The 21041-nt window shown below is 70.9% G+C and carries 18 protein-coding genes; 7 read left to right on the top strand and 11 right to left on the bottom strand.

All coding sequences use genetic code 11. From position 1 onward, the window contains the following. Nucleotide 1: 1 nt before the first annotated feature. Together DOE79_RS02805 and DOE79_RS02800 are read left to right on the top strand one after the other, a co-directional pair. Nucleotides 2-1204, top strand: a complete 1203-nt coding sequence (locus DOE79_RS02805; protein WP_120337183.1) for an XdhC family protein — start codon at nucleotides 2-4, stop codon at nucleotides 1202-1204. Between the two features lie 160 nt (nucleotides 1205-1364). Further along, nucleotides 1365-1859 (top strand): DUF7144 family membrane protein, encoded by a 495-nt coding sequence (locus DOE79_RS02800; RefSeq protein ID WP_120337182.1) that lies wholly within the window; start codon nucleotides 1365-1367, stop codon nucleotides 1857-1859. A gap of 37 nt (nucleotides 1860-1896) precedes the next feature. On the opposite strand, the gene DOE79_RS02795 is transcribed toward DOE79_RS02800, so the two are convergent. From DOE79_RS02795 to DOE79_RS02770, 6 genes are all read right to left on the bottom strand, one after another. Further along, nucleotides 1897-4728 carry a molybdopterin-dependent oxidoreductase gene (locus DOE79_RS02795; protein WP_120337181.1) on the bottom strand — a complete coding sequence of 944 codons (2832 nt, stop codon included), beginning with the start codon at nucleotides 4726-4728 and terminating at the stop codon, nucleotides 1897-1899. Further along, nucleotides 4725-5636, bottom strand: coding sequence for an FAD binding domain-containing protein (locus tag DOE79_RS02790; protein WP_120337180.1), 912 nt, complete (start codon nucleotides 5634-5636; stop codon nucleotides 4725-4727). The genes DOE79_RS02795 and DOE79_RS02790 overlap by 4 nt, the downstream gene beginning before the upstream one ends. Nucleotides 5637-5982: 346 nt before the next feature. Then, the gene (locus tag DOE79_RS02785; protein WP_181445850.1) at nucleotides 5983-6438 is read right to left on the bottom strand and encodes a molybdenum cofactor biosynthesis protein MoaE; all 456 of its coding nucleotides are present in this window, start codon (nucleotides 6436-6438) and stop codon (nucleotides 5983-5985) included. Then, nucleotides 6428-7051, bottom strand: a complete 624-nt coding sequence (locus tag DOE79_RS02780) for a MogA/MoaB family molybdenum cofactor biosynthesis protein (protein ID WP_120337179.1) — start codon at nucleotides 7049-7051, stop codon at nucleotides 6428-6430. The genes DOE79_RS02785 and DOE79_RS02780 overlap by 11 nt, the downstream gene beginning before the upstream one ends. Further along, nucleotides 7048-7551, bottom strand: coding sequence for a cyclic pyranopterin monophosphate synthase MoaC (gene moaC, locus DOE79_RS02775; RefSeq protein WP_120340114.1), 504 nt, complete (start codon nucleotides 7549-7551; stop codon nucleotides 7048-7050). The genes DOE79_RS02780 and moaC overlap by 4 nt, the downstream gene beginning before the upstream one ends. A 73-nt stretch (nucleotides 7552-7624) precedes the next feature. Then, a complete protein-coding gene (locus DOE79_RS02770) occupies nucleotides 7625-8917 on the bottom strand; it encodes a molybdopterin molybdotransferase MoeA (RefSeq protein ID WP_120337178.1) in 1293 nt (430 codons plus the stop codon). Between the two features lie 164 nt (nucleotides 8918-9081). Here DOE79_RS02770 and DOE79_RS02765 point away from each other — a divergent pair, with 164 nt between their 5' ends. Beyond that, nucleotides 9082-9666, top strand: a complete 585-nt coding sequence (locus DOE79_RS02765) for a dihydrofolate reductase family protein (RefSeq protein ID WP_120337177.1) — start codon at nucleotides 9082-9084, stop codon at nucleotides 9664-9666. A 75-nt stretch (nucleotides 9667-9741) separates the two neighbouring features. Further along, entirely contained in the window at nucleotides 9742-9981 is a 240-nt protein-coding gene (locus DOE79_RS02760) for a MoaD/ThiS family protein (protein ID WP_120337176.1), read from the top strand. Nucleotides 9982-10033: 52 nt separating this feature from the next. On the opposite strand, the gene DOE79_RS02755 is transcribed toward DOE79_RS02760, so the two are convergent. The 3 genes from DOE79_RS02755 to DOE79_RS02740 all read right to left on the bottom strand — a co-directional run bounded on the left by DOE79_RS02755 (nucleotide 10034) and on the right by DOE79_RS02740 (nucleotide 14115). Next, nucleotides 10034-11932 (bottom strand): alkyl/aryl-sulfatase, encoded by a 1899-nt coding sequence (locus tag DOE79_RS02755; protein WP_220094271.1) that lies wholly within the window; start codon nucleotides 11930-11932, stop codon nucleotides 10034-10036. Between the two features lie 73 nt (nucleotides 11933-12005). After that, the gene (locus tag DOE79_RS02750; protein WP_120337175.1) at nucleotides 12006-12407 is read right to left on the bottom strand and encodes a (R)-mandelonitrile lyase; all 402 of its coding nucleotides are present in this window, start codon (nucleotides 12405-12407) and stop codon (nucleotides 12006-12008) included. A gap of 403 nt (nucleotides 12408-12810) precedes the next feature. Continuing rightward, the gene (locus DOE79_RS02740) at nucleotides 12811-14115 is read right to left on the bottom strand and encodes a ThiF family adenylyltransferase (RefSeq protein WP_120337174.1); all 1305 of its coding nucleotides are present in this window, start codon (nucleotides 14113-14115) and stop codon (nucleotides 12811-12813) included. Between the two features lie 111 nt (nucleotides 14116-14226). On the opposite strand from DOE79_RS02740, the gene DOE79_RS02735 reads away from it, so the two are divergent. Further along, on the top strand, nucleotides 14227-15600 hold the full coding sequence (locus DOE79_RS02735) for an aminotransferase class V-fold PLP-dependent enzyme (protein WP_120337173.1): 1374 nt from the start codon (nucleotides 14227-14229) through the stop codon (nucleotides 15598-15600). Beyond that, nucleotides 15597-16094, top strand: a complete 498-nt coding sequence (gene sufU / locus DOE79_RS02730) for a Fe-S cluster assembly sulfur transfer protein SufU (protein ID WP_120337172.1) — start codon at nucleotides 15597-15599, stop codon at nucleotides 16092-16094. The genes DOE79_RS02735 and sufU overlap by 4 nt, the downstream gene beginning before the upstream one ends. Nucleotides 16095-16148: 54 nt before the next feature. On the opposite strand, the gene DOE79_RS02725 is transcribed toward sufU, so the two are convergent. Both DOE79_RS02725 and DOE79_RS02720 read right to left on the bottom strand, forming a co-directional pair. Further along, on the bottom strand, nucleotides 16149-17078 hold the full coding sequence (locus DOE79_RS02725) for an N-acetylglucosamine kinase (protein WP_120337171.1): 930 nt from the start codon (nucleotides 17076-17078) through the stop codon (nucleotides 16149-16151). A gap of 115 nt (nucleotides 17079-17193) precedes the next feature. Next, a complete protein-coding gene (locus DOE79_RS02720) occupies nucleotides 17194-19722 on the bottom strand; it encodes a glycoside hydrolase family 2 protein (RefSeq protein WP_120337170.1) in 2529 nt (842 codons plus the stop codon). 235 nt (nucleotides 19723-19957) lie between these two features. Between DOE79_RS02720 and DOE79_RS02715 the strand changes: the two genes are divergently transcribed. Further along, nucleotides 19958-20971 (top strand): LacI family DNA-binding transcriptional regulator, encoded by a 1014-nt coding sequence (locus DOE79_RS02715; protein WP_120337169.1) that lies wholly within the window; start codon nucleotides 19958-19960, stop codon nucleotides 20969-20971. Nucleotides 20972-21041: the final 70 nt, after the last annotated feature.

Below are 21041 nucleotides of genomic sequence, written 5' to 3'. Positions count from 1 at the left end.
CGTGCTCGAGATCGCCGGCGAGCTGCTCGAGGCCCTGGCCCATGGGCACCGGGTCGCTGTCGCGACGGTCACCCGGGTGCTCGGCAGCGCACCGCGCACCCTGGGTACGGCCATGGCCGTGACCGACGCCGGCGCGGTGATCGGCAGCATCTCCGGCGGCTGCGTCGAAGGTGCGATCGTCGAGAGCGCCCAGGAGGTGCTCGCTGACGGCCGCGGCCGCCTGACCGAATTCGGGGTGACCGACGACGACGCCTTCGCCGTGGGGCTGAGTTGCGGCGGCACCGTCGAGGTGTTCCTCACCGAGTTTGCCCCGGCGGGCCTGCGGAACGCCCTCGCCGGCGCCGCACGCGCGCAGCTCGCCCACGCCGCGGCCGGCCGGGCTGCCGGTCTGGCCCTGGTCGTGGCGGGAGCCGGGGCCGGCCGCATCCTGGTGCCGAACGGAGCCGCCGGATCCACCATGGACGAGGACGGCGGCAGCACTGAGGTCGCCGGAGCGGCGGCGGACGGCCCTGACGTCGCCGGGGCGGCCCTGGAGGCGGACGGCCCTCACGCCGGCGAGCCGAGCCTCGACCCGGACGCCGAGCGCCGGATCCGTGCCGAGCTTGACGCCCGCATCTCCCGCGGAAAGACCCACCTCGGCACCGTGGACTGCGACGGTGTGCAGAGCCGGGTGCTCTACCTGGTCGCGGCGACTCCGCCGCGCTGTCTGATCTTCGGCGCGGTGGACTTCGCCGCGGCGCTGTCAGCGGCCGCGAGCCTGCTGGGCTACCGGGTCACGGTGTGTGACGCCCGCGCCGTCTTCGCCACCCCCGAGCGTTTTCCGGCCGCGGCCGAGGTCGTGGTCGAATGGCCCAGCGACTACCTGGCCCGCACCGACACCGACGCGCGCACCGTGGTCTGCGTGCTCACCCATGACGAGAAGTTCGACCTGCCGCTGCTCGAGACGGCGCTGGGACTGGACGTGGCCTACGTGGGCGCCATGGGTTCACGGCGCAGCCACGACCGCAGGATGCTGCGCCTGCGCGAGGCCGGCGTCGCCGAGACCGCCCTGGCCCGGCTGCACTCGCCCATCGGGCTCGACCTGGGCGCCAGCAGCCCGGAGGAGACCGCGGTGTCGATCCTCGCCGAGATCCTCGCCGCCCGATCGGGCGCCACCGGCCTGCCCCTGCGGGACCGGCCGGGCCCGATCCACCCGGCCCCCTGACCTCCGGCAACCGCGCTCGTCGATTGGCTGGGCCCCCGACTAGCCGGTCGCCACGGCTCTGACCAGGAGTTTCGCCCCAGCCCTCACCCCATTCGGGGGACGAAACGGGTTCGACTGCGCACTAGCGTGATCGTCGAGTCCATTGAATGGAGGAAGCGAAATGACCAACACACGACAGGCAACCGGCACCACGACCGGCGCCGCCACCGCCCAGAGCTACAGCGCCGACACCGAGGTGTCGGGTTGGACCGGCTGGATCGTCTTCGCCGGCGTCATGATGCTGATGATGGGTGCCTTCCACGTCATCCAGGGTCTGGTTGCCCTGTTCCAGGACACCTATTACCTCGTCGCCAGCGAGGGGCTGGTGGTGCAGGTCGACTACACGACGTGGGGATGGGTCCACACCATCCTCGGAGCCGTCGTGATCCTCGCCGGCGTGGCCTTGCTGGCCGGGCAGATGTGGGCGCGCATCGTCGCCATCATCCTCGCCTTCGCCAGCGCCCTGGTGAACATCGCGTTCCTGGGCGCCTACCCGCTCTGGTCGATCACCATGATCGCCATCGACGTTCTGGTGATCTGGGCGGTCTCGGTGCACGGCAAGGAGATGAAGGCGGTCTCGGCGGGCCCCAGCCGCGCGACCTCCGACGTGGAGTGACCCACCGGCCTCTCCCTCCAGGTCTCTCCCTGCAGGTCTATTCCTGCAGGGCCGGGGCCTGGAGGGCGGCGCGGTTCACCAGACGCCACACCCTGTCGCGCGACATCGGGAGTTCGTACGCACGAATCCCGATGGCGTCGCGCACAGCGTTGGCCAGGGCTGGCGCCACCGGGTTGTAGGGCGATTCGCTCATCGACTTGGCGCCGTAGGGCCCCAGGTCGTCGGCCGTGTCGGCGAAGTACACCTCGGTCACGGGCAGGTCGGCCAGCTGCGGCACGTGGTAGTTGCGCAGCACCCGGGTGGTCACGGTGCCGGCGCCGTCGAGGATGAGTTCCTCGAAGAGCGCGGTGCCGATGGCTTGGGCCACCCCGCCCTCGATCTGGCCGCGGCACTGCTCCGGGTTCATCACGAAGCCGGCATCGGCGGTCTGGATCGACTGCAGCATCCGTACCTCGCCGGTGTCGGTGTTCACGGCCACCCTGAAGGCGTGCACATTGAACGCGAGCGACCGGCGGGCGCCGTCCTCCCGGCCGATGGCCGTGAGACCGTCGGGGCCGGCCAGCTCGGTCAGGGGCACGAACACGTCGCCGGAGCGGAGGCCGTCGGCCTCGAGCACGAAGGACGCCGCGGGGGTGCCGGTGCGCTCGGCGGCCAAGCCGCGCAGCCGGGCGGCCAGGGTGGTCGCGGCGCCGTGCACGGCCTTGCCGGCCACGACCACGCCGGCCGAGCCGAACGCTCCGGTGTCGTAGCCCGCGGCGTCCGTATCGGACTGCCGGATCTCGATCCGGTCCGGAGCGGTGTTCAGCACGGTCGCGGCGATCTGGGTGTGCACGGTGGTGGTGCCGTTGCCGAATTCGGCGGTACCCACCCGCACGACGTAGCGCGCGTCGGCGCCCAGCGTGATGGCAGCCTGGGAGTAATGCCCGCGCGGGGGAGTCGTGGCGATCATGGAGGAGGCCATGCCCTCACCCACCCGCCAGGAGGCGCCGGTGGGCGCCGCCACACCGTTGCCGCGGGCCAGAGCGGCCTGGGCCAGATCGAGGCACTGGTCGAGGCCGTAGCTGGCGAAGCCGATGTCGTCTCCTTCCTCGTGGGTCACCACGAGCGGGTCGCCGGGTCGCACCGAGTTGATCCGGCGCAGGTCGAACGGGTTGATGCCCAGCGCGCGGGCGAGTTCGTCGAGCGCGCTCTCGATGCCGTAGATCACCTGGCCGAGACCGTAGCCGCGGAAGGCGCCCGACGGAGGGTTGTTCGTGTAGACGGCCTGGGCATCCACCCGCTTGTTGGGCACGTTGTAGAGCGCGACGGATTCGCTGGTGCCGTGGAACATGACGCCGGGAGCATGATTGCCGTACGAGCCGGTGTCGGAGAGCACATCGATGGCCAGGGCGGTGAGCCGGCCGTCGCTGGTGGCGCCCAGGGTGACGCCGACCCGCATGGGGTGGCGGGCGGGTGAGGCGGCGAGTTCGTCGGTGCGGGTGAACTCGTACTGCACCGGACGTTTGGTCTTCAGCACCGCGAGGGTCACCACGTCCTCGGTGAGGATCTCCTGCTTGCCGCCGAACCCGCCGCCGACGCGTGCGGTGAACACCCGCACGGCCTCGAGGTCGAGGTCGAAGATGCGGCTGATCTCCTTCTGCACCAAAAACGGCACCTGGGAGCTGGTGCGCAGCACGAGCCGGTTCTCCTCCAGCCAGCCGATCGTGGCGTGCGTCTCGAGCTGGGTGTGGGCCACGCGCTGGGTCTGCCAGGTGCCGGTGACCACGGTGTCGGCGGCGGCGAGGCCCGCGGCGACGTCGCCGTACTCGCCGTGCAGCTCGGCCACCAGGTTGCGGCCGGGGTCGGCGACCCGGCTGGTTACGGCATCCTTGTCGCCGTGCACGAGCGGGGCGCCGGGGGAGAGGGCATCGGCCGGGTCGAAGACCGCCGGCAGCACCTCGTACTGCACCACGAGCAGCCGGCAGGCGTGCTCGGCGATAGCCACCGAGTCGGCGACCACGGCCGCGACGCGCTGACCGCGGTGCCGCATGACGGTGTCGAAGACCAGACTGTCGTCGGGGTCGTCGAGCCGGCTCTCGTGCCGGGCAGAGGAGTAGAGGGTGCCGGGGTCGTCGGCGTGGCTGAGCACGGCGTGCACGCCGGGCAGGGCCCGGGCGGCGGTGTCGTCGATGGAGAGCACCCTGGCGTGCGCGTGGGGGCTGCGCAACACGCTGAGGTGCAGCAGGCCGGGCACGGCCACGTCGAGCGTGTACGGCTCCTGGCCGCTCACGACCCGGGCGGCGGCCGGCGCGCGCAGGGAGCCGCCGACCTTGCCGTCGGTGGCGGAGGTGCGGGGGGTGCGGGGCTTGGTGGTGCGCACCGGGCCGAGGCCGGTGACCGGCGCGGCCGTCGGGCCGGCGACATCCGCGGCGTGGTCGTGGTCGCAGCTTTCGGAGGCCGGCGTGTGGCGGTCGCGGATGGCGTCGTCGATGGCCCGGTAGCCCGTGCAGCGGCACAGGTTGCCCTTGAGCAGGCGGGGCAGGTCGTGCAGCTGGTGGTCCTGGATGGTGGAGGCTGTCACGACCATGCCCGGCGTGCAGAAGCCGCACTGGAAGCCGGCGGCGTCGATGAAGCGCTGCTGGATCGGTGCGAGGTCGTCGGGGCCGCCGATGCCCGTGGCCGTGGTGACCTCCCGGCCTTCGGCCCGGTAGGCCGGGTAGATGCACGAGTGCACCGGGGTGCCGTCGACGAGCACCGAGCAGGCGCCGCAGTCGCCTGTGTCGCAGCCCTTCTTGACCTCGAAGTGCTCCTGCTCGCGCAGGTAGGTGCGCAACACCTGGCCGGCCGCGGCCGGGGCATCCAGCGGGACGCCGTTCACGCTGAGCTTCATGCGCGGCTCCCGTCCGGGGTGTCTGTGTCTGTGCCGGTCTCGATCTGGGCGTCGGTGCGGATGCCGGTGTCCGTGGCCGGGGCGGGCCGGACGAGGTCGGCCGGACCGGCGAGCTCCTGCCGGATCTCCTCACCCAGCAGACCGCTCATGGCGCGGCGCCAGTCGGCGGCGCCGTGGGCATCCGTGAACCAGGCGTCGATGCCTGCGATGTCTGCGGCGAGCACGGCCGAGTCGGGCGGCTGCGGGTAGCGCAATTGCACCGGGCGCACGGTGCCGCCCGTCACGGTGAGCACGAAGGCGCCGTCGGCGTCGAGCCGGCCGATGAGCACGGCCCCTGAGCGGCCGAGCGGCGACAGCGCGATCTTGCGGTAGGCGGTGCGGGCGGCCAGCGCCGCGGTCGGCACGTGGATCGAGCGCAGCACGTCGCCGGGAGCGAGCACGTTGGTGGTGTTGCCCGTGACGAAGTCGAGGGCGGGCATCCACTCGTCGCTGCCGTCGGCGTGCCAGATCAGCACCCGGGCGTCGAGCGCGGCGGTGAGGCAGATCATCGGGCCGGCCGGCAGCGAGGTGCAGAGGTTCCCGCCGACGGTGGCGACATTCCAGACCTTGAACGACCCGAACAGGGCAGTGCAAGCCTGGTGGAAGACCGGGTGGGCGGTCCAGCCGGGCTCGGCGGGCATGCGGGAGAGGTCGGCGAGCGTGCAGGTGGCGGCGATCTCCAGACCCTCGTGGGTGACGGTGAGCGGCGGCCAGCCCATCGTCTGCAGGTCGACGAGGCCGGTGAGGTGGATGCGCGGGTCGGCGAACAGCTCGGAGCCGCCTGCCAGCGGAACGACGGACGCGCCCAGCAGGGCCAGGTCCGACCGGGTGCGGGCCGGAGTGATGGTCGCAACGGTGGTCAGGTCCATCCGTGCCTCCTCTGTACGGAATGCTCTGCGCGAGATGCTCAGCGAGCGACTCCGGGGGAGCCGGTCGGTGAGAACGTGTCGGTGTGAGCTGGTTTGTGCGGGATGCAGGCATCCGGTGTTCGGTATCGCCTCGGGGCAGCACCGTACGGCTCCAGTTTCTGGTGCCGACACCCTAGTCAAGCGCAGCTATGTGTCAGTGATGTTAACCGCGCCCGTGCCACCCAGCGAATGCCCAGTTTTGCGGCGTGATCGGCACCGAACTGTTCCCCGTCCGGACAAGTGCGCCCGGTGCGCCGGCACCATTTGTCCGCTTCGGGAACAGCTGCGACCGGCCGGGGATGGCGGGTCAGCCGAGCGCGGCGACCCATTCGGTGCTGCCGTCGGTGAAGCCCTGTTCTTTCCAGATCGGCACCCGGTTCTTGATGTCGTCGACCAGGGCCGCGCAGGCCGCGAACGCTGCGGCGCGGTGTGCGGAGGCCACCGCACAGGCCAGCGCGATGTCGCCGATGCCGAGGTCGCCCACGCGGTGGGCGGCGGCGATCCGGCAGCCGGGGTGGGACAGGGCCACGTCCCGCACCACGTCGGCGAGCACGGCCTCGGCGCTCGGATGCGCGCTGTAGCGCAACCAGGTGACGCCGCGGTCCTCGTCGTGGTTGCGCACCACGCCCGCGAAGGTGACGACGGCGCCGGCCGCCTTGTCGGCCACGGCGTCCGTGCATTCCTCCACGGTGATGGGGGTGTCGTCCACCCGGGCGAACAGCACGGTTCCCGGAGCCAGGGCGTCGGGGGTGTCAGCGGTCATGATGCGGGTCCTTCGTCAGTGGTGCTGCGGGTTTCGCTGAGGATGCTGCTGCCGGCGGTGCACCGGCGGCGATGATTCGGGTGTCGTGGTCCAGCCCGGCGACCTGGTCCAGCAGGTGGTCGAGAATGTCGGCGAGCACGCCCAGGCCGTCGCGCACTCCGCCGGTGGAGCCGGGCAGGTTGATCACCACGGTGCGGCCGCGGGCGATGCCGGCGTGGCCGCGGGACAGCACGGCCAACGGCGTGGAGAGCGCGCCTCGGCGGCGCAGTTCCTCCATGATCCCCGGAAGCTCCCGGTCCAGCAGCGGCAGTGTCTGCTCTGGGGTCCTGTCGGTGGGGCTCACCCCGGTGCCGCCCGTTGTGATGATGAGGTCGAGGCCGGCCTCGATGGCGGCGGCCAGGGCGTCGCCCACGGGTTCACCGTCCACCACGACGGCGCGCTCGAGCACCAGCCAGCCCCGGTCCTGCAGCCAGGCGTCGATGACCGGACCGGTCTGATCGGTGTACACCCCCGTCGCCGCCCGGGTCGACGCGACGATCACCTGCGCGGTGCGCCGCACGATGGAGTTCCCTCCGGAACCCCCGGCCGGCGCCGGTCTGGTGCCCGGGGTCATTCGAGGCTCCAGTCGCCGCTCTTGCCGCCCGACTTGGCCAACACCCGGATGTCGGTGAGGACGGCGTGCTTGTCGACGGCCTTGATCATGTCGTAGAGGGTGAGGGCGGCGACAGACACGCTGGTCAGCGCCTCCATCTCCACGCCGGTGACCCCGGTGGTCTTCACCGTCGCGGTGATGACGATTCTGTCGGCACCCGGCTCGAAGTCGATGGTCGCGCCCGAGATCGGCAGCGGATGGCACAACGGGATCAGCGCCGAGGTCTGCTTGGCAGCCATGATGCCCGCCACCCTGGCCACGGCGAGAGCCTCACCCTTGGGGAGGGTGCCCGCCACCACGAGGTCGATCACATCGGGCCGGGTGATGAGGGTGGCCGTGGCCGTGGCACGCCGTTTGGTGACGGGCTTGTCCGTCACATCCACCATCAGGGCCGCGCCGTCCGCGCGCACGTGGCTGAGCCGGGGCGCCGTCTCGCCGGCCGGGCTCGCGGCCGCGGCCATCCCGGTGGCGCCGTCGGTGTTGCCACCCGTGTTGCCGTCCGTGTTGTCCCCGGCACCGGAAAGGGGCGTGCTGTCAATCATCGATACTCCAATAGTTCACGGGCTCTCCCGCGGTGGCCCTGTCGAGCCCGACGGGAAGGTGCACCAGCACGGTCGCTGCCGCGTAGGAATGTAGGAGATGCGAACTCGGACCGCCCACCAGCTCGAGGGTCCCGTCCGGGCGCAGGATGCCGCGGCGCAGCTGGTGTTTGCCGGCCGGCGATTCCACCGCGGTCGCCAGCGGCGCGCGCAGCAGGGCCCGCTCGGGCCGGGGCAGGCCGGCCAGGGCGCGCAGCAGGGGGCGCAGGAAGACCTCGAACGAGATGAGGGCGCTCACCGGGTTGCCGGGGAAGGAGACCACGGGCACGTGGGCGGCGGGATCGCCGTCCGCAGTACTCGGGCGGGTGATCTCGCCGAGCCCCTGCGGGCCGCCGGGCTGCATGGCCACGTGCAGGAACTCGACGCCCAGCGGGCCGAGCGCGTCGCGCACCACCTCGCGGGCGCCGGCGCTCACACCGCCCACGGTGACGATCAGGTCTACCTCTGGCGCCGCCGTCAGGAGCGCGAGAAGGTCGGCGGCATCGTCCGACGGGCAGGGCCGCGCGACCACCGTGCAGCCCGCATCGTGCAGGGCCTGGGTCAGGATCACGGTGTTGGAATCGTAGATCTGCCCGGCGGCGAGCTGCTCGCCGGCCGCGCGGATTTCGTGGCCGGTGGCGATGAGCAGCACCCGGATGCGCCGGAGCACGCTGATCTCGGTCACCCCGGTGCCCGCGAGAACACCGAGCTGCGCGGGCCCGAGGTGGCTGCCGGTCGGCAGCAGCAGGTCGCCGGCGGCCACATCGCTCCCGGCGGGCCGCACGAAGGTGCCGGCGGCCACGGGCGCAGCGAATGACACCGTGCCGGGTGTCGTCGCAGGAGACAGGAAGCGTGGCGGGTCGGCCAGTTCGATCGGCACGACCGCATCCGCGCCGGGCGGAATCGGCGCACCCGTCATGATGGGCGCGGCGGTGCCGGCCCGCAGCGGGGTACCGGCGTCTCCGGCCGCTATGCGGTCGGCGACACCGAGCGTGACGGGGGTGCCGGAGGAGGCCGGCGTAAGATCGCCGGACCGGACGGCGTAGCCGTCCATCTGCGAGTTGTCGAAGGGCGGCAGCGACACCGGTGAGGCCACGGCGGCGGCGAGGGTGCGCGAGCGAAAACCGTCGGGGTCCCCGGTGAGCCGCTCGCTCGAGAGGGTGAGGGTCTCCACGGACCGGGTCTGGAACAGCGGTGCGAGAAGCGTCGCCACGGCCTCGCGGTGCTGCTCGATCGTGCGCGCGCTCATGGCACCATCTTGCCGCACCCGGCTCGGATGACGGCATCCGTGGACGTGCCCCATTGAAGCGACGGGGACCCCGGCGTATTCTGCTTCGGACGCGTGGGGCTGGGGCGGCCGGGCGGAAGGTGCCGGCGGACTCGCAGGGAAGGGCAACCCGGGAAGGGCAGGGCATGGGGCGACTTGTGGTGCAGGAGTTCGTGACCGCCGACGGGTTCGCGGCGAACTCCGCCGGTGAGTTCACGGCCTATGAGCTGCTCGAGGGCGGCACCGCCGAATTCGACCGCAGCCAGACGGAGTGGCTGGCCGGCGTGGAGGCCATGGTCCTCGGCGCCACCACCTATCGCATGTTCGCCGCCTATTGGCCCACGCCGGCGGCCGAGGGAGAGGTCATCGCCGGTCCGCTCAACGCACTCCGCCGCCACGTGTTCTCCCGCAGTCTCGGCCACGCGCCCTGGGGCGACCTGCCCGCCGCCACCCTCGAATCCGGGGATGCGGTCGACGCCATCCGCCGGATCAAGGCTGAAGCCACGGGCAGTGTCGTGCTGTGGGGGAGCCTCGCCCTCAGCCGGGCCTTCTTCGCCGCGGGCGAGGTCGACGAGGTGAGGCTCGTGGTGATGCCCGTCGTGATCGGCTCCGGCCGCGGGGTCTTCCCCGCCGACATCGACCCAACGGTGCTCGATCTCACGAGCGCCCAGGTGTTCGACACCGGCCTTGTCGAGCTGGTCTATACGCTGCGGCCCGCTCCGGAGTGGTGACCCGTCGTAGGCTGGAGCCACGGAAGTGAACAGGCCGGGGACACTCCACCCGACCACGACGAAGGGTCCATCAGCATGCAGGTGCAGGTTCGGTACTACGCCGCCGCGAAGGCGGCCACCGGCGTGGCCGAGGAGAGCCGCCGGCTGCCGGCCGGGGCCACGATCGGTGCGTTCCTCGATGACCTGGGCAGCAGCTCTGCCGCGGTTTTCGCGCGCTGTTCCTTCATAGTGAACGGCGTGGCCACCACGGACCGGGCCAGGGTGCTCGACGATGGCGACCGGCTGGACGTGCTGCCGCCCTTCGCCGGCGGCTGAGGCGCGCCCGCCCCGGCGGGCCCGCCCAGACCGGCCAACCTAGACCGGCACGCTACGGAGTGACGACGGCGAAAGAGGGATCCGGGGCGTCGAGCAGGGCGAACAACCGCGACAGCACCCCGGTGTCACCCGTCATGTCGACCCCGCTGAACGAGCCGCTGGCCACCGCCTGAGCAAGCCGGGTGCGGCTGATGCGCACGTTGAGGTCCGCGGCGCGGGGTTTCTGCATCGGGTAATGCACCAGGGCCCCGTGGCTCAGCTCAAGGCGATACAGGTCGCGGGTGTCGGTGATCACCCAGTTGATGGCGAAGCTCTCGTTCCAGGCTCGTGGCCCGACCACCCGGATCGCGAGGGTGTCGAAGAGTTGGGTCACGGTGAGGGCGCTGAGCAGCCCGCCAGCGCTGATGTCGTTCCGGCCGATTCCGTACCGCAGCTCGTTGGCGCCGGTGAGGTAGACATTCCGCCAGGTGGCGTTCTCCGCGCCGAGGCCTAACCGCTCAAGTCCGGTCGCCAGGAGTTCCCGGGCCGCGCCGTCGCCGGGGTCGGCGAAAACAGCGTGGCTGGCCAGCTCCACGGCGAAGCGCAGGTCACCGGCCTCGAGATACCGACGGGCGTGCTCGAGCGTGGCCGCCACACCGCCCATCACCTCGACGTAACGACGGGCGGCGGCGGTCGGCGGATGCTGCCACAGGTGGGCGGGATTGCCGTCGTACCAACCGAGGTAGCGCTGGTAGATCGCCTTGACGTTGTGGTTCACCGAACCGTAGTACCCCCGCGTGTGCCACAGCGTGGCGAGGCTGGGCGGCAACTCGAAGTCCTCGGCGATCTCGATGCCGGTGAGCCCCTGGTTCATCAGCCGCACGGTCTGGTCGTGCAGGTACGCGTAGAGGTCACGCTGTTCGCCGAGGAAGTCGATGATCTCCCTGGTACCCCAGGTCGGCCAGTGGTGCGAGGCGAACTCGACATCCGACCGGTGGGCGAACAGTTCGATGGCCTCGCCGATATACCGCGACCACATGCGCGGGTCACGCACCTGGGCGCCGCGCAGGGTGAGCAGATTGTGCAGGGTGTGCGTGACGTTCTCGGCCATGCAGAGCGCGCGGTGATCGGGGAAGTAGAGGTTCATCTCCGACGGGCACTCGGTGCCGGGGGTGAGTTGGAAGATGATGCGCACCCCGTCCAGCACCTCCTCCTGACCGGTCTGCGTGATCTCGATGGTGGGCACCAACAGTCCGATGGTGCCCGTTGAGGCCCCGGGCCCCAGGCCGATGCCCACCCGGCCCGACGCGCTGCGGGCCAGCGGATGGCCGTCGTAGTAGTAGCCGCGGCGGAACATGGCCGTGCCGGCGTAGACGTTCTCAGACACGGCGTTGTCGAGGAAGTGCTCAGGGGCGACAACGGGGATCCCGGAGTCAGGCTCGGCCACTCCGAGCACACCGCCGAAGTGGTCGACGTGCGCGTGGGTGTAGACGATGGCGGTGACCGGGCGGTCGCCGCGGTACTGCCGGTACAGGTCGAGCGCCGCTGCGGCGGTCTCGGCCGAGATGAGGGGGTCGATCACGATCACACCGCGCTCGCCCTCGACGAAGGTCACATTCGACAGGTCGAATCCCCGCACCTGGTAGATGCCCTCCGTGACCTCGTAGAGGCCGTGTTTGGCGGTGAGGGCACTCTGGCGCCACAGGCTGTCGTTGACGCTCTCCGACCCTTCGCCGGCCAGGAACGCCAGGCTGTCCATCTCCCAGACCACCCGTCCGTCCGCCGCGCGGATGACCAGGGGGTCGATGCTGCCCAGGAAACCGCGGTCCGCGGCCACGTCATCGGCCGTGCCGTCACCCGCGTGTGCCCTGCCGGCATGAACCGGGATGCTGCCGGTCGTGCCGTCTCGTGTGCCGCCATCGTCCATGATGACCACCTCCATCGCTGCGGTCAGGACTCGGTCGAGTCCCACTGCGCACACCATAACCGGATGGGCTCGCAGGCACAGTGGGCGTGATGAGGATGGATCGACCAGCCGCGGACGGCTACCTCCCCGCGTAGTCCTCGTCGGTGATGTGCTCGAGCCAGACGGTGGTCGTGGCGGGATCGTCGGCGGATTCCAGCATGGCAATGTGCTCCATGAAGCTGTCCTGCGAGGCAGCGTGGAAGTGTTCTTCGCCAGGCGGGGTGTAGAGCGTCTGGCCGGGATGCACCTCGATGATGCTCCCGTCGCGGGTACCGAAGCGGGCCACGCCCTGAGTGACCCGCAGGTACTGGCCGCGCGCATGGGAATGCCAGGCCGTGCGTGCGCCGGGGGCGAAGCGCACGACCGCGACGGTCATCCGCTGGTCGTCCGTGTGCGGGGTCGCGACGAAGTCCAGCCACACGTCACCGGCGAATTGAGCAGCCGGATTCTTGACGGTGGGTGTGCGGGGTTCGATCTGCATGGTGGTCCTCCTCGATGGTGCCCTCGTGGTTCCGGTGCTGCCAAGACGCCCGGTCGGGTCTGCCCGGGTCGGCCGAGGTCGACGCTAGGGCACCCGGGGCCGAGGAGGAACACCCTGCCAGTACCTCCTCCAGCAGGGTCTCCCTGAGCGGCCGGCGATGCGGTGTGCTGGTGCTGGGCGCGTGCCACACACGCGACGCCGCACAATACAGTCACGACAGCCGAAGGAACAACCATGACCGACAGCAGTACCAGCCCTTCTCATCGAGGCCATCACGCACGTGGCGTTCTACGCCGGCTGGCCCAAGGGCATGGCCGCGATGAACGTCGCCCAGCGCGTCTTCGGGGACTGAACGACCGGCCGACGAGCAGCGCCGCACGGCGTGCCTGCTTGTCGTCGCTGATCAGTACCGCGGCTTGCCCGGTTCGATCCGGCGCACCCAGTCGTCGATGCCGCCCGCGAGGTGGGTCACATCCGACCAGCCGTTGTCGAGCAGCACGCCGCGGGCGTATTCGGAGCGGGTGCCGTGGTGGCAGTACAGGATGACGCGCGAATCGGGCTCGAGCACCTGCCGGGCGCTCTCGGTGAGCAGCTGCGCCATGGGCACCAGCGCGGACCCGTCGATCGCGACGATCTCGCGCTCCCACGGCTCACGGATGTCGACGAGCACGAAATCTGCCGTGCCGGCCGCGCGGTCGGCGAGCAGCGCGGCCAGCTCCTCCGAGTCGATCTCCTCGGGCGTGACAAAGCCCGGGCCGGGCTCGGTGGGCGCGGCGCCGGGGTGGGCGTGAGCGGGTACCTGGCTGTGGCTGGTGTCCCTGGTCACGGTTTCCGTCGCAGGAGCTCCCGCGGGCACGGCTTCCGCGGGCACGGCTTCCGCGGGCACGGTGCCGGTGGACGGCACCGCTGCCGTTGCCGCTGCGGCCGCTTCCGTTTCGGCCGGCACTGAGCCCGAATACGGCACCTCGCGCCAGGAAGCATCCAGGCCGTCGTGCACGAGCAGCCGACCGAACAGAGGTTCGCCGAAGCCGACAATGAGCTTGAGGGTCTCGGTGGCCATCATGGCGCCGATGCTCGCGCACACCGAGCCGAGCACACCGGCCATCGCGCAGGTCTCGGCTTCGTCGGGGCCGGGGGTGCTGGGGAAGAGGTCCTCCAACCGGGTGCCGCCCCGGGGGCCGTCGACCCAGAAGGTTGTGACGAGCCCGTCGAAGCGCAAGACCGAACCCCAGACATAAGGCTTGTGCGCCCGGGCCGCTGCGTCGTGCGCGAGATGGCGGGTGGCGAAGTTGTCGGTGCCGTCGACCACGATGTCGTAGTCGTCCACGAGCTCCTGCACATTGGCCGCCGTGAGCCGGGTCTGGTGCGCCACGACCTCGATCAACGGGTTGTGTGCGCGCAGGGCGGCGGCGGCGGCCTCGGCCTTGGGCTGGGCGAGGTCGGCCATGGAGTAGATCGTCTGGCGGTGCAGATTGGACACCTCGACGCTGTCGGAGTCGACGATGCCGATCGTGCCTACCCCGGCCGCGGCCAGCGCCGTGAGCACGGGGGAGCCGAGACCACCCGCACCGATCATGAGCACCCGGGCGACGGCGAGGCGCCGCTGGCCGAGGTCGCCGACCTGGTCGAGGGAGAGCTGACGGGCGTAACGCCGGCGCTGGTCGGGGGTGAGCGGTGGCCCCGGCGAAACAAGGGGAGCGTGCGGCATGGCGGGCCTTTCTGCTGGGTTCCAGCCTAAGCCTCGCAGGCGACGGCCCGGCCGTCTGAGCGGATGCCGCGCACCCTGCCACCCGGCAGCGGGGGGACGGTACCCTGGAGTATGACGTTCGTTGCACCCCCGGCTTCCTCGCGTGACCAGACTCCCCGTACCGGCACGGCCGGCGCGGACAAACTCGGGGCCGCCACACTCGCCGCCGACACCCTCAGCGCCGACGAGGTCCTGCGCATCCGCAACGACTTCCCGGTGCTGAACCAGCAGGTCAACGGGCATCCGCTCAACTATCTCGACTCCGGCGCCACCTCGCAGAACCCGATCAGCGTGATGGAGGCCGAGCAGGAGTACTACGAACAACGCAACGCCGCCGTGCACCGCGGCGCGCACACCCTGGCGTTCGCCGCCACCGAGGTGTTCGAGGCCGCCCGCGCCACCGTCGCCCGTTTCGTGGGCGCCCGGGAGAACGAGATCGTCTGGACCTCCAACGCCACCGAGGGCGTCAACCTGGTCTCCTACTCCTTCTCCAACGCATCCCTCGGGCTCGGCGGTCCCGCCGCCGCCCGGTTCCGGTTGGGCGCCGGCGACGAGATCGTCGTCACCGAGATGGAACACCACTCCAACCTCATCCCCTGGCAGCAGCTGGCGCTGCGCACCGGCGCCACGCTGCGGTTCATCCCGGTGCTGGACGACGGCACCCTCGATCTGGGCGCCGCCGCCGAGATCGTCAACCCGCGCACCCGGCTGCTGGCCGTCACCCACGCGTCCAACGTGGTGGGCACCATCAACCCCATCGAGGACCTCGTCGCCCTCGCCCACGGTGTCGACGCGCTGGTGTTCCTCGACGCCTGCCAGTCCGTGCCGCACCTGGCCATCGACCTGACCGCCCTCGACGTGGATTTCGCGGTGTTCTCCGGGCACAAGATGCTCGGCCCCACCGGCATCGGCGTGCTCTACGGCAAGGCCGAACTCCTGGCCGCGATGCCGCCGTTCCTCACCGGCGGGTCGATGATCACCACGGTCGACATGCAGACCGCCGAGTTCCTCGCGCCGCCGCAGCGGTTCGAGGCGGGCACCCAGCGCATCTCCCAGGCCATCGCCCTGGCCGCGGCCGTGGACTACCTCGCGCACACCGGCATGGACCGGATCCGCACCCGGGAGGCCGAGCTCGGCCGCCGGCTCGTGGAGGGCGTCACGGCCATCCCCGGCGTGCGCCTGCTCGGCCCCGGCCTCGGGGTGGAGCGCATCGGCCTGGCCGCCGTGGACGTCGCCGGCGTGCACGCGCACGACGTGGGCCAGTTCCTCGACGAGGCCGGCATCGCCGTGCGGGTGGGCCACCACTGCGCCCAGCCGCTGCACCGCCGTCTCGGTGTGACCGCGTCCACCCGGGCCAGCACCTACCTGTACACGACCGACGACGAGGTCGACCAGTTCCTGGCCGTGCTCGCCGAGGTCGCCCCGTTCTTCGGAGCCACCCGATGACCTCCTCCGCCATGCAGCAGCTGTACCAGCAGATCATCCTGGACCACGCCAAGTCGGCGCACGGCTCGGTGGCCGAGCTGCCGGCACTCGACGCCGACACGGCCACCGGCGAATCCGGCACCGACGTGCGCCTGGCCCAGTCGCACCAGGTGAACACCACCTGCGGCGACGAGGTCACCGTGCGTGTCGCCCTGTCCGGCACCGGTGTGGATGCCCGGATCGACGGCTTCACCTGGCGTGGGGCGGGCTGCTCGATCTCGATGTCCTCGGCATCCGTGCTGCACGACACCGTTCTGAACACCAGCGTCGCCGAGGCCGAGGCCATGCTCGACCTCTTCCGGGAGATGCTGCGCTCGCGCGGCACCATCGAACCCGACGAAGAGGTCATGGGCGACGCCGCGGCCTTCGCCGGGGTCTCCAAGTACCCGGCCAGGGTCAAGTGCGCCATGCTGCCCTGGGTGGCCTTCGAGGCCGCCCTGCTCCAGCTGCGCTAGCACCCATCCTCCGGGTCGACCGCCCCTCAGCCGCCCGCGCCCTGGACGGGGCGGTCAGGCGATCGAGGTAGCCAGGCGGTCGCGCAGGGCGCTGGTGGGCGCCAGTCGCGGCAGGTACTCGGCGCCGTCGAGGGCGTTGGCGCCTGGCGGGCGGATGTCCACCTGCGGCCAGATGCCCCGTAGGCCCCGTTCGAACCGTTCCGCGATCTCCGGAGTGCGCAGAACCCCGCCGATCCCGCATACCACGGGGTCGGGGCGGTCGGCCTGGCCCACCCGGCGCAGCCCGGTGGTGGCCGAGAGCACCAGCTCGGCAGCGGCGTCGTCGCAGATGCGCGCCGCAACGGCATCCGTGGCCGCCAGCTCGGTGACCCGGCGGGCGTAGGCGGCGATGCGGCTGACCCGCAGCGGATCGGCCTGCAGGTCGAGGTAGGCCATCTCGATGTTGGGAAAGTCCTGTCCCATCACGGCGCTCAACGCCGTGGCCGGCCCGCGCCCGTCGTAAGCGCGCATCACGGCATCCAGCGCCGCCCGGCCGATCCAGTAGCCGCTGCCGGCGTCGCCGATCAGGTTGCCCCAGCCGTCGATCCTGGCCACCTCCGTCGAGCCCACGGCCAGGGTGACGACCCCGGTGCCCGCGGCGACGACCACGCCGAGCTCGTCGCCGAGGGCGCCGAGGTAGCTGGTGACGGAGTCATGCGCGAGGAACACCTCGTGTACCCCGTGGCTCGCGCCCGCTGCGCGCAGCTCGGCGGGATCGGTCTCAGCCTTGGAGAAGCCCGAGATGCCCGCGCTGACGGTGAAGATCGGTTCGTCCGTCGTCGACGCGACCTGGGCGACGACGTCGCCGAGCTGCGGGATCAGGGCACTGTCGGTGCGGATGCCGCCGAACTGGAACTGGACGGCCTCACCGGTGGCGCTGTGCAGCCGTGCCCGGATACCGGTCTGTCCGGCGTCGATGGTGAGGGAGCTGGCGGGGGCGCTCATGAACGGTCCGTTCTTGCAGCTGGTGCGGGTGGGGTGAGGGCCCGGTACTTCCGGGCCAGGAACGCCGCGGCCGGTTTGCCGTTGACACCGTAGCGTGCGCCCGCAGAGGCGCCCGTCACGGCCGCACCAGCTGGTTGGTGCTGCGCAGCACGGTCGGGGCGGCGAAGACCGCGGGGTCGACGTCGAGCACGGAATCGACCGTGAAGAGCACGCTTTCGCCGGGCAGGAGGGTGACGAGCATGTCGTCGACGAGCGCGTCGGGGTCGACGGTGTCGACCAGCAGGGCCAGGTCGCGGGTGAGGGAGGTCGCAGTGACCCGCACGGTGTACCCGGTCGTGGTGCGCTCGGCCAGCACCTCGGGAGCGGAGTCCGAGAGCGCGCTGTCGCGGGCCTCGGCGAAGAACCAGTGACCGCGCGCGCCGCCGAGCTCGGCGCGGAGGAGCTCCGCTGCCGCATCCGTTGTCGCGGACACGGATGCGCCCAGCGGCACGGTCACGTTCGACCGCGCCGGCAGGGTGACCTGCTCGGCGTGCTCGGCCAGGACGACGCCCGCGTCGGTGTACCGCCGCACCCGGAGCTCGCCGCTCCAGGGCTCGGCGGAGCCGTTGACCGCGATGACGGCCAGGCCGTCGCCCCGGGGCTGCACCGTGATCAGCCGGTCGGCGTACGCGTGCTTGATCGCGTAGAGCAGCGGCTTCGGCCGGCCGTAGCCGTCGACGGCGGCCCAGGAGGTGACCGGCCAGCAGTCGTTGAGCTGCCAGACGATGCTGCCCATGCAGTGCGGGGCCAGGGAGCGGAAATGCTCGATGGCCGTGGTGATCGCTGTGGCTTGGTTCAGCGACATCGCCCAGTGCCAGTCGCCGATCTCGTTCGGCAGCGGCAGGTGCGGCAGCAGGCCGTCGGTGAGCTTGACGTTGCCCTCCATGGCCTTCTGGTGCACGAGCATGCCGGGCGACTCCGGGGTCAGCGGATCGTCGTGGATCGACTCGGTGAGCGTCGACCAGGTGGGCGGTCCCTGCCAGCCGAACTCGGCGACGAAGCGGGGCGTGTAGTCGCGGTAGTCGGGGTAGTCGCGCTGGTTCCACAGGTCCCAGATGTGCATGGTGCCGTGCGCGGGGTCGTTGGGGTGCAGGTCGTTCCGGACGCTCCCGGCGACGGGCGAGAACGGGCTGCCGGGCGTGTACCCGATGTGCGGCGCGAGCTCGGCGACGATCGCGGGGAACACGTCGTAGTAGTAGCCGGCGCCCCAGGTCTTGCCGTCCAGCCGCAGCTTCCAGTTCCACTCCTCGAACCCCCAGAGGTTCTCGTTGTTGCCGTTGAGCACGACCAGCGACGGATGCGCGGCCAGCCGGGCGACGTTCTCCCGGGCCTCGGCCGCTATCTCGTCGCCGAGCGGCGTCTCCTCGGCGTAGGCGGCGCAGGCCAGCAGGAAGTCCTGCCAGGTGAGCAGGCCCTTCTCGTCGCAGAGGTCGTAGAAGTCGTCGCTCTCGAAGATGCCGCCGCCCCAGACCCGGATCAGGTTGATATTGGCGAATTCGGCCTGTTCGAGCCGCCGCTCGTAGCGAGCCCGGTCGATCCGGTGCGGGAAGGCGTCGTCGGGGATCCAGTTGGCGCCCCGCACGAAGACGCTCTGGCCGTTGATCACCAGGGTGAACGGGGTGCCCGCGGCGTCGGGGGTGGTGTCGAATTCCACGGTGCGGAAGCCCACGCGGGTGTGGGACCGGTCGAGTTCGTGGGCCGTGTCGGCATCGTGCAGGGTGACGACGATGTCGTAGAGCGGATGCTCGCCGTAACCGGTCGGCCACCACAGGTCGACCTCGGGGACCTCGAGGGTCACCGTGGCGCTGGTGGCGCCCGCTGCGAGTTCGAGCGTGCGGCTGACCCCGGCGACGGAGGCGGTGACGGTCACCGGCGCATCCGTGGCCCGGCTGATGTCCACGTGCACATCGACGGTTCCGGCGTTGCGGTTAGAGGTGTCTCCGGCCGTGCTCTGCACAGTGTGGGTCTGCACCGTGGCGATGGGTCGCACGGCGTGCAGGCGGGCCGTCGACCAGCTCACCAGGGTCACCGGCTTCCACAAGCCGGAGGTGGAGGTGTCGATGCCCCAGTCCCAGCCGAAGCTGCAGGCCATCTTGCGGATGGCGTTGTATGGGTGGTGGTTGACGTGCGGGCGGTACCCGAGTTCGAGGCTGGCGGCGTCAGCGGCCTTGATGGGGGAGCGGAACACGACCACAAGTTCGTTGAGGCCGGCTTTGAGCCTGGAGCCCACGTCGAAGGTGTAGCTGCGGTGCATATTGCGGGTGGTGCCGAGCAGGACCCCGTTGAGCTCGATCTCGGCGATGGTGTCCAGGCCGGCGAAGACCAGTTCAGAGCGGTCGGCCCCGGCCGGGTTCCAGACGAAGGTGGTGCTGTAGCGCCAGTCGGTCAGGCCGATCCAGGAGAGCAGCTGCTCGTTGCCGTCGAGGTAGGGATCGGGGATGAGCTCGGCGGCCAGCAGGTCGGTGTGCACCGAGCCGGGCACGGTGGCCGGGACCGTGATCCGGCGGATGGGCGCCGGCGTCGGCCCGGCCAGGGCCGTAAGGTTCCAGTCGGCGTCGAGCAGACGGACGACGGGGGCGTGGGTCGAGGGCGCAGGGAACGGCATATTGGGCCTCATGCTAGGCCCGGATTCGGCGGCGCGTCAAACAGGAATGTCAAGGTTGTCTGTTCCTGTCCCATCGTGGTGTCAGCCCCGGATCTCCCGGTATCAGAGGGCGATTCACCTCGTCACGCCCGCGGCTCTCCTTGCGAATGTCCTGCAAAATGTCCTACGTTGTCATTGCGACCTCTGGACCACTTTCGCGGCAACGTCCACAGGCGTCCTTCACCGAGGAGATCCGATGACTACTCAACCGCGCGCGACGCTGGCCGATGTGGCGAGGCTGGCCGGAGTGAGCTCCAAGACGGTCTCGCGGGTGTTCCTGGGCGCGGGGAATGTGTCGGTCGACACCCGGGAACGGGTGCTCGTCGCGGCGAAGCGGTTGCGCTTCCGGCCCAACAACCTGGCCAGGAACCTACGTCGCGGCGGGGTGACCAGCACCGTCGCGTTCGTGATCGGCGACCTGAAGAACCCGTTCTACTTCCACGTGGCGGCGGGGATCGAACGCGAGCTCGCGCTCAGCGGGCTCACCATGGTGCTCGCCACGACCGACGACTCACCGGACAGTGAGGAACGCGTGGTCGACGCGCTGATCTCCCAGCGCGTACGCGCCCTCCTGCTCATCCCGATCGCCGACGACCAGTCCTACCTCGAGGGCGAGCGGCAGCTGGGCACCCCCGTCGTCAGCGTCGACCGGCCGGCACGCAACCTCCTGGCCGACTCCGTGGTGCTGGCGAACCGCCAGGGCATGGCCGAGGCGGTGCGCTCCCTCACCGCCATCGGGCACCGCAAGATCGGCTTCATCAGCAACCCGTCCGCCATGTACACCCAGCGGGAACGCCTGGCCGGGTACCGAGAGGCCCTGCGGGAGGTGGGGGTCGTCGAGACCGCCCAGTGGGAGCGGCTCGACGACGACCCGGATATCTCGCCCGAGCTGGCCGTGCAGAGCCTGCTGGACCTGCCTGACCCGCCCACGGCCATCGTGGCGGGCAACAACCGCGGCAGCGCCGGCGCCGTGCGGGTGCTGCGAACGTTGCAGACGCCCGTGGCGTTCATCGGCTTCGACGACTTCGAGCTGGCGGATGCCCTGGGCATCTCGGTCGTGGCGTACGACCCGATGGAACTCGGACGCACGGCGGCCCGGTTAGCCCTGGAGCACCTCGCCGACCCGGACTCGTTCACCAAACAGGTCGAGCTGCCCACCAGGCTGATCCACCGCGGCTCCGGCGAGATCCCGCCGCCCCCGGCCCCCTAACCCGCTGCCCGTCCGTCGTCGTCTTGCGGCCGCCCGGGCTATCTGTTCCCGGAGCGGACTTCTGCGCCCG

The sequence above is a fragment of the Cryobacterium soli genome, from assembly GCF_003611035.1.
Classification (GTDB): Bacteria; Actinomycetota; Actinomycetes; order Actinomycetales; family Microbacteriaceae; genus Cryobacterium; species Cryobacterium soli.
This window is presented reverse-complemented; position numbering and strand designations above follow the sequence as displayed.

Bases quoted from the DNA above. Each gene is read 5' to 3' on its own strand.
- DOE79_RS02800 (WP_120337182.1), top strand. From the start codon at position 1,365: ATGACCAACACACGACAGGCAACCGGCACCACGACCGGCGCCGCCACC.
- DOE79_RS02795 (WP_120337181.1), bottom strand. From the start codon at position 4,728: ATGAAGCTCAGCGTGAACGGCGTCCCGCTGGATGCCCCGGCCGCGGCC.
- DOE79_RS02790 (WP_120337180.1), bottom strand. From the start codon at position 5,636: ATGGACCTGACCACCGTTGCGACCATCACTCCGGCCCGCACCCGGTCG.
- DOE79_RS02785 (WP_181445850.1), bottom strand. From the start codon at position 6,438: ATGACCGCTGACACCCCCGACGCCCTGGCTCCGGGAACCGTGCTGTTC.
- DOE79_RS02780 (WP_120337179.1), bottom strand. From the start codon at position 7,051: ATGACCCCGGGCACCAGACCGGCGCCGGCCGGGGGTTCCGGAGGGAAC.
- moaC (WP_120340114.1), bottom strand. From the start codon at position 7,551: ATGGCCGCGGCCGCGAGCCCGGCCGGCGAGACGGCGCCCCGGCTCAGC.
- DOE79_RS02770 (WP_120337178.1), bottom strand. From the start codon at position 8,917: ATGAGCGCGCGCACGATCGAGCAGCACCGCGAGGCCGTGGCGACGCTT.
- DOE79_RS02765 (WP_120337177.1), top strand. From the start codon at position 9,082: ATGGGGCGACTTGTGGTGCAGGAGTTCGTGACCGCCGACGGGTTCGCG.
- DOE79_RS02760 (WP_120337176.1), top strand. From the start codon at position 9,742: ATGCAGGTGCAGGTTCGGTACTACGCCGCCGCGAAGGCGGCCACCGGC.
- DOE79_RS02750 (WP_120337175.1), bottom strand. From the start codon at position 12,407: ATGCAGATCGAACCCCGCACACCCACCGTCAAGAATCCGGCTGCTCAA.
- DOE79_RS02740 (WP_120337174.1), bottom strand. From the start codon at position 14,115: ATGCCGCACGCTCCCCTTGTTTCGCCGGGGCCACCGCTCACCCCCGAC.
- DOE79_RS02735 (WP_120337173.1), top strand. From the start codon at position 14,227: ATGACGTTCGTTGCACCCCCGGCTTCCTCGCGTGACCAGACTCCCCGT.
- sufU (WP_120337172.1), top strand. From the start codon at position 15,597: ATGACCTCCTCCGCCATGCAGCAGCTGTACCAGCAGATCATCCTGGAC.
- DOE79_RS02725 (WP_120337171.1), bottom strand. From the start codon at position 17,078: ATGAGCGCCCCCGCCAGCTCCCTCACCATCGACGCCGGACAGACCGGT.
- DOE79_RS02720 (WP_120337170.1), bottom strand. From the start codon at position 19,722: ATGCCGTTCCCTGCGCCCTCGACCCACGCCCCCGTCGTCCGTCTGCTC.
- DOE79_RS02715 (WP_120337169.1), top strand. From the start codon at position 19,958: ATGACTACTCAACCGCGCGCGACGCTGGCCGATGTGGCGAGGCTGGCC.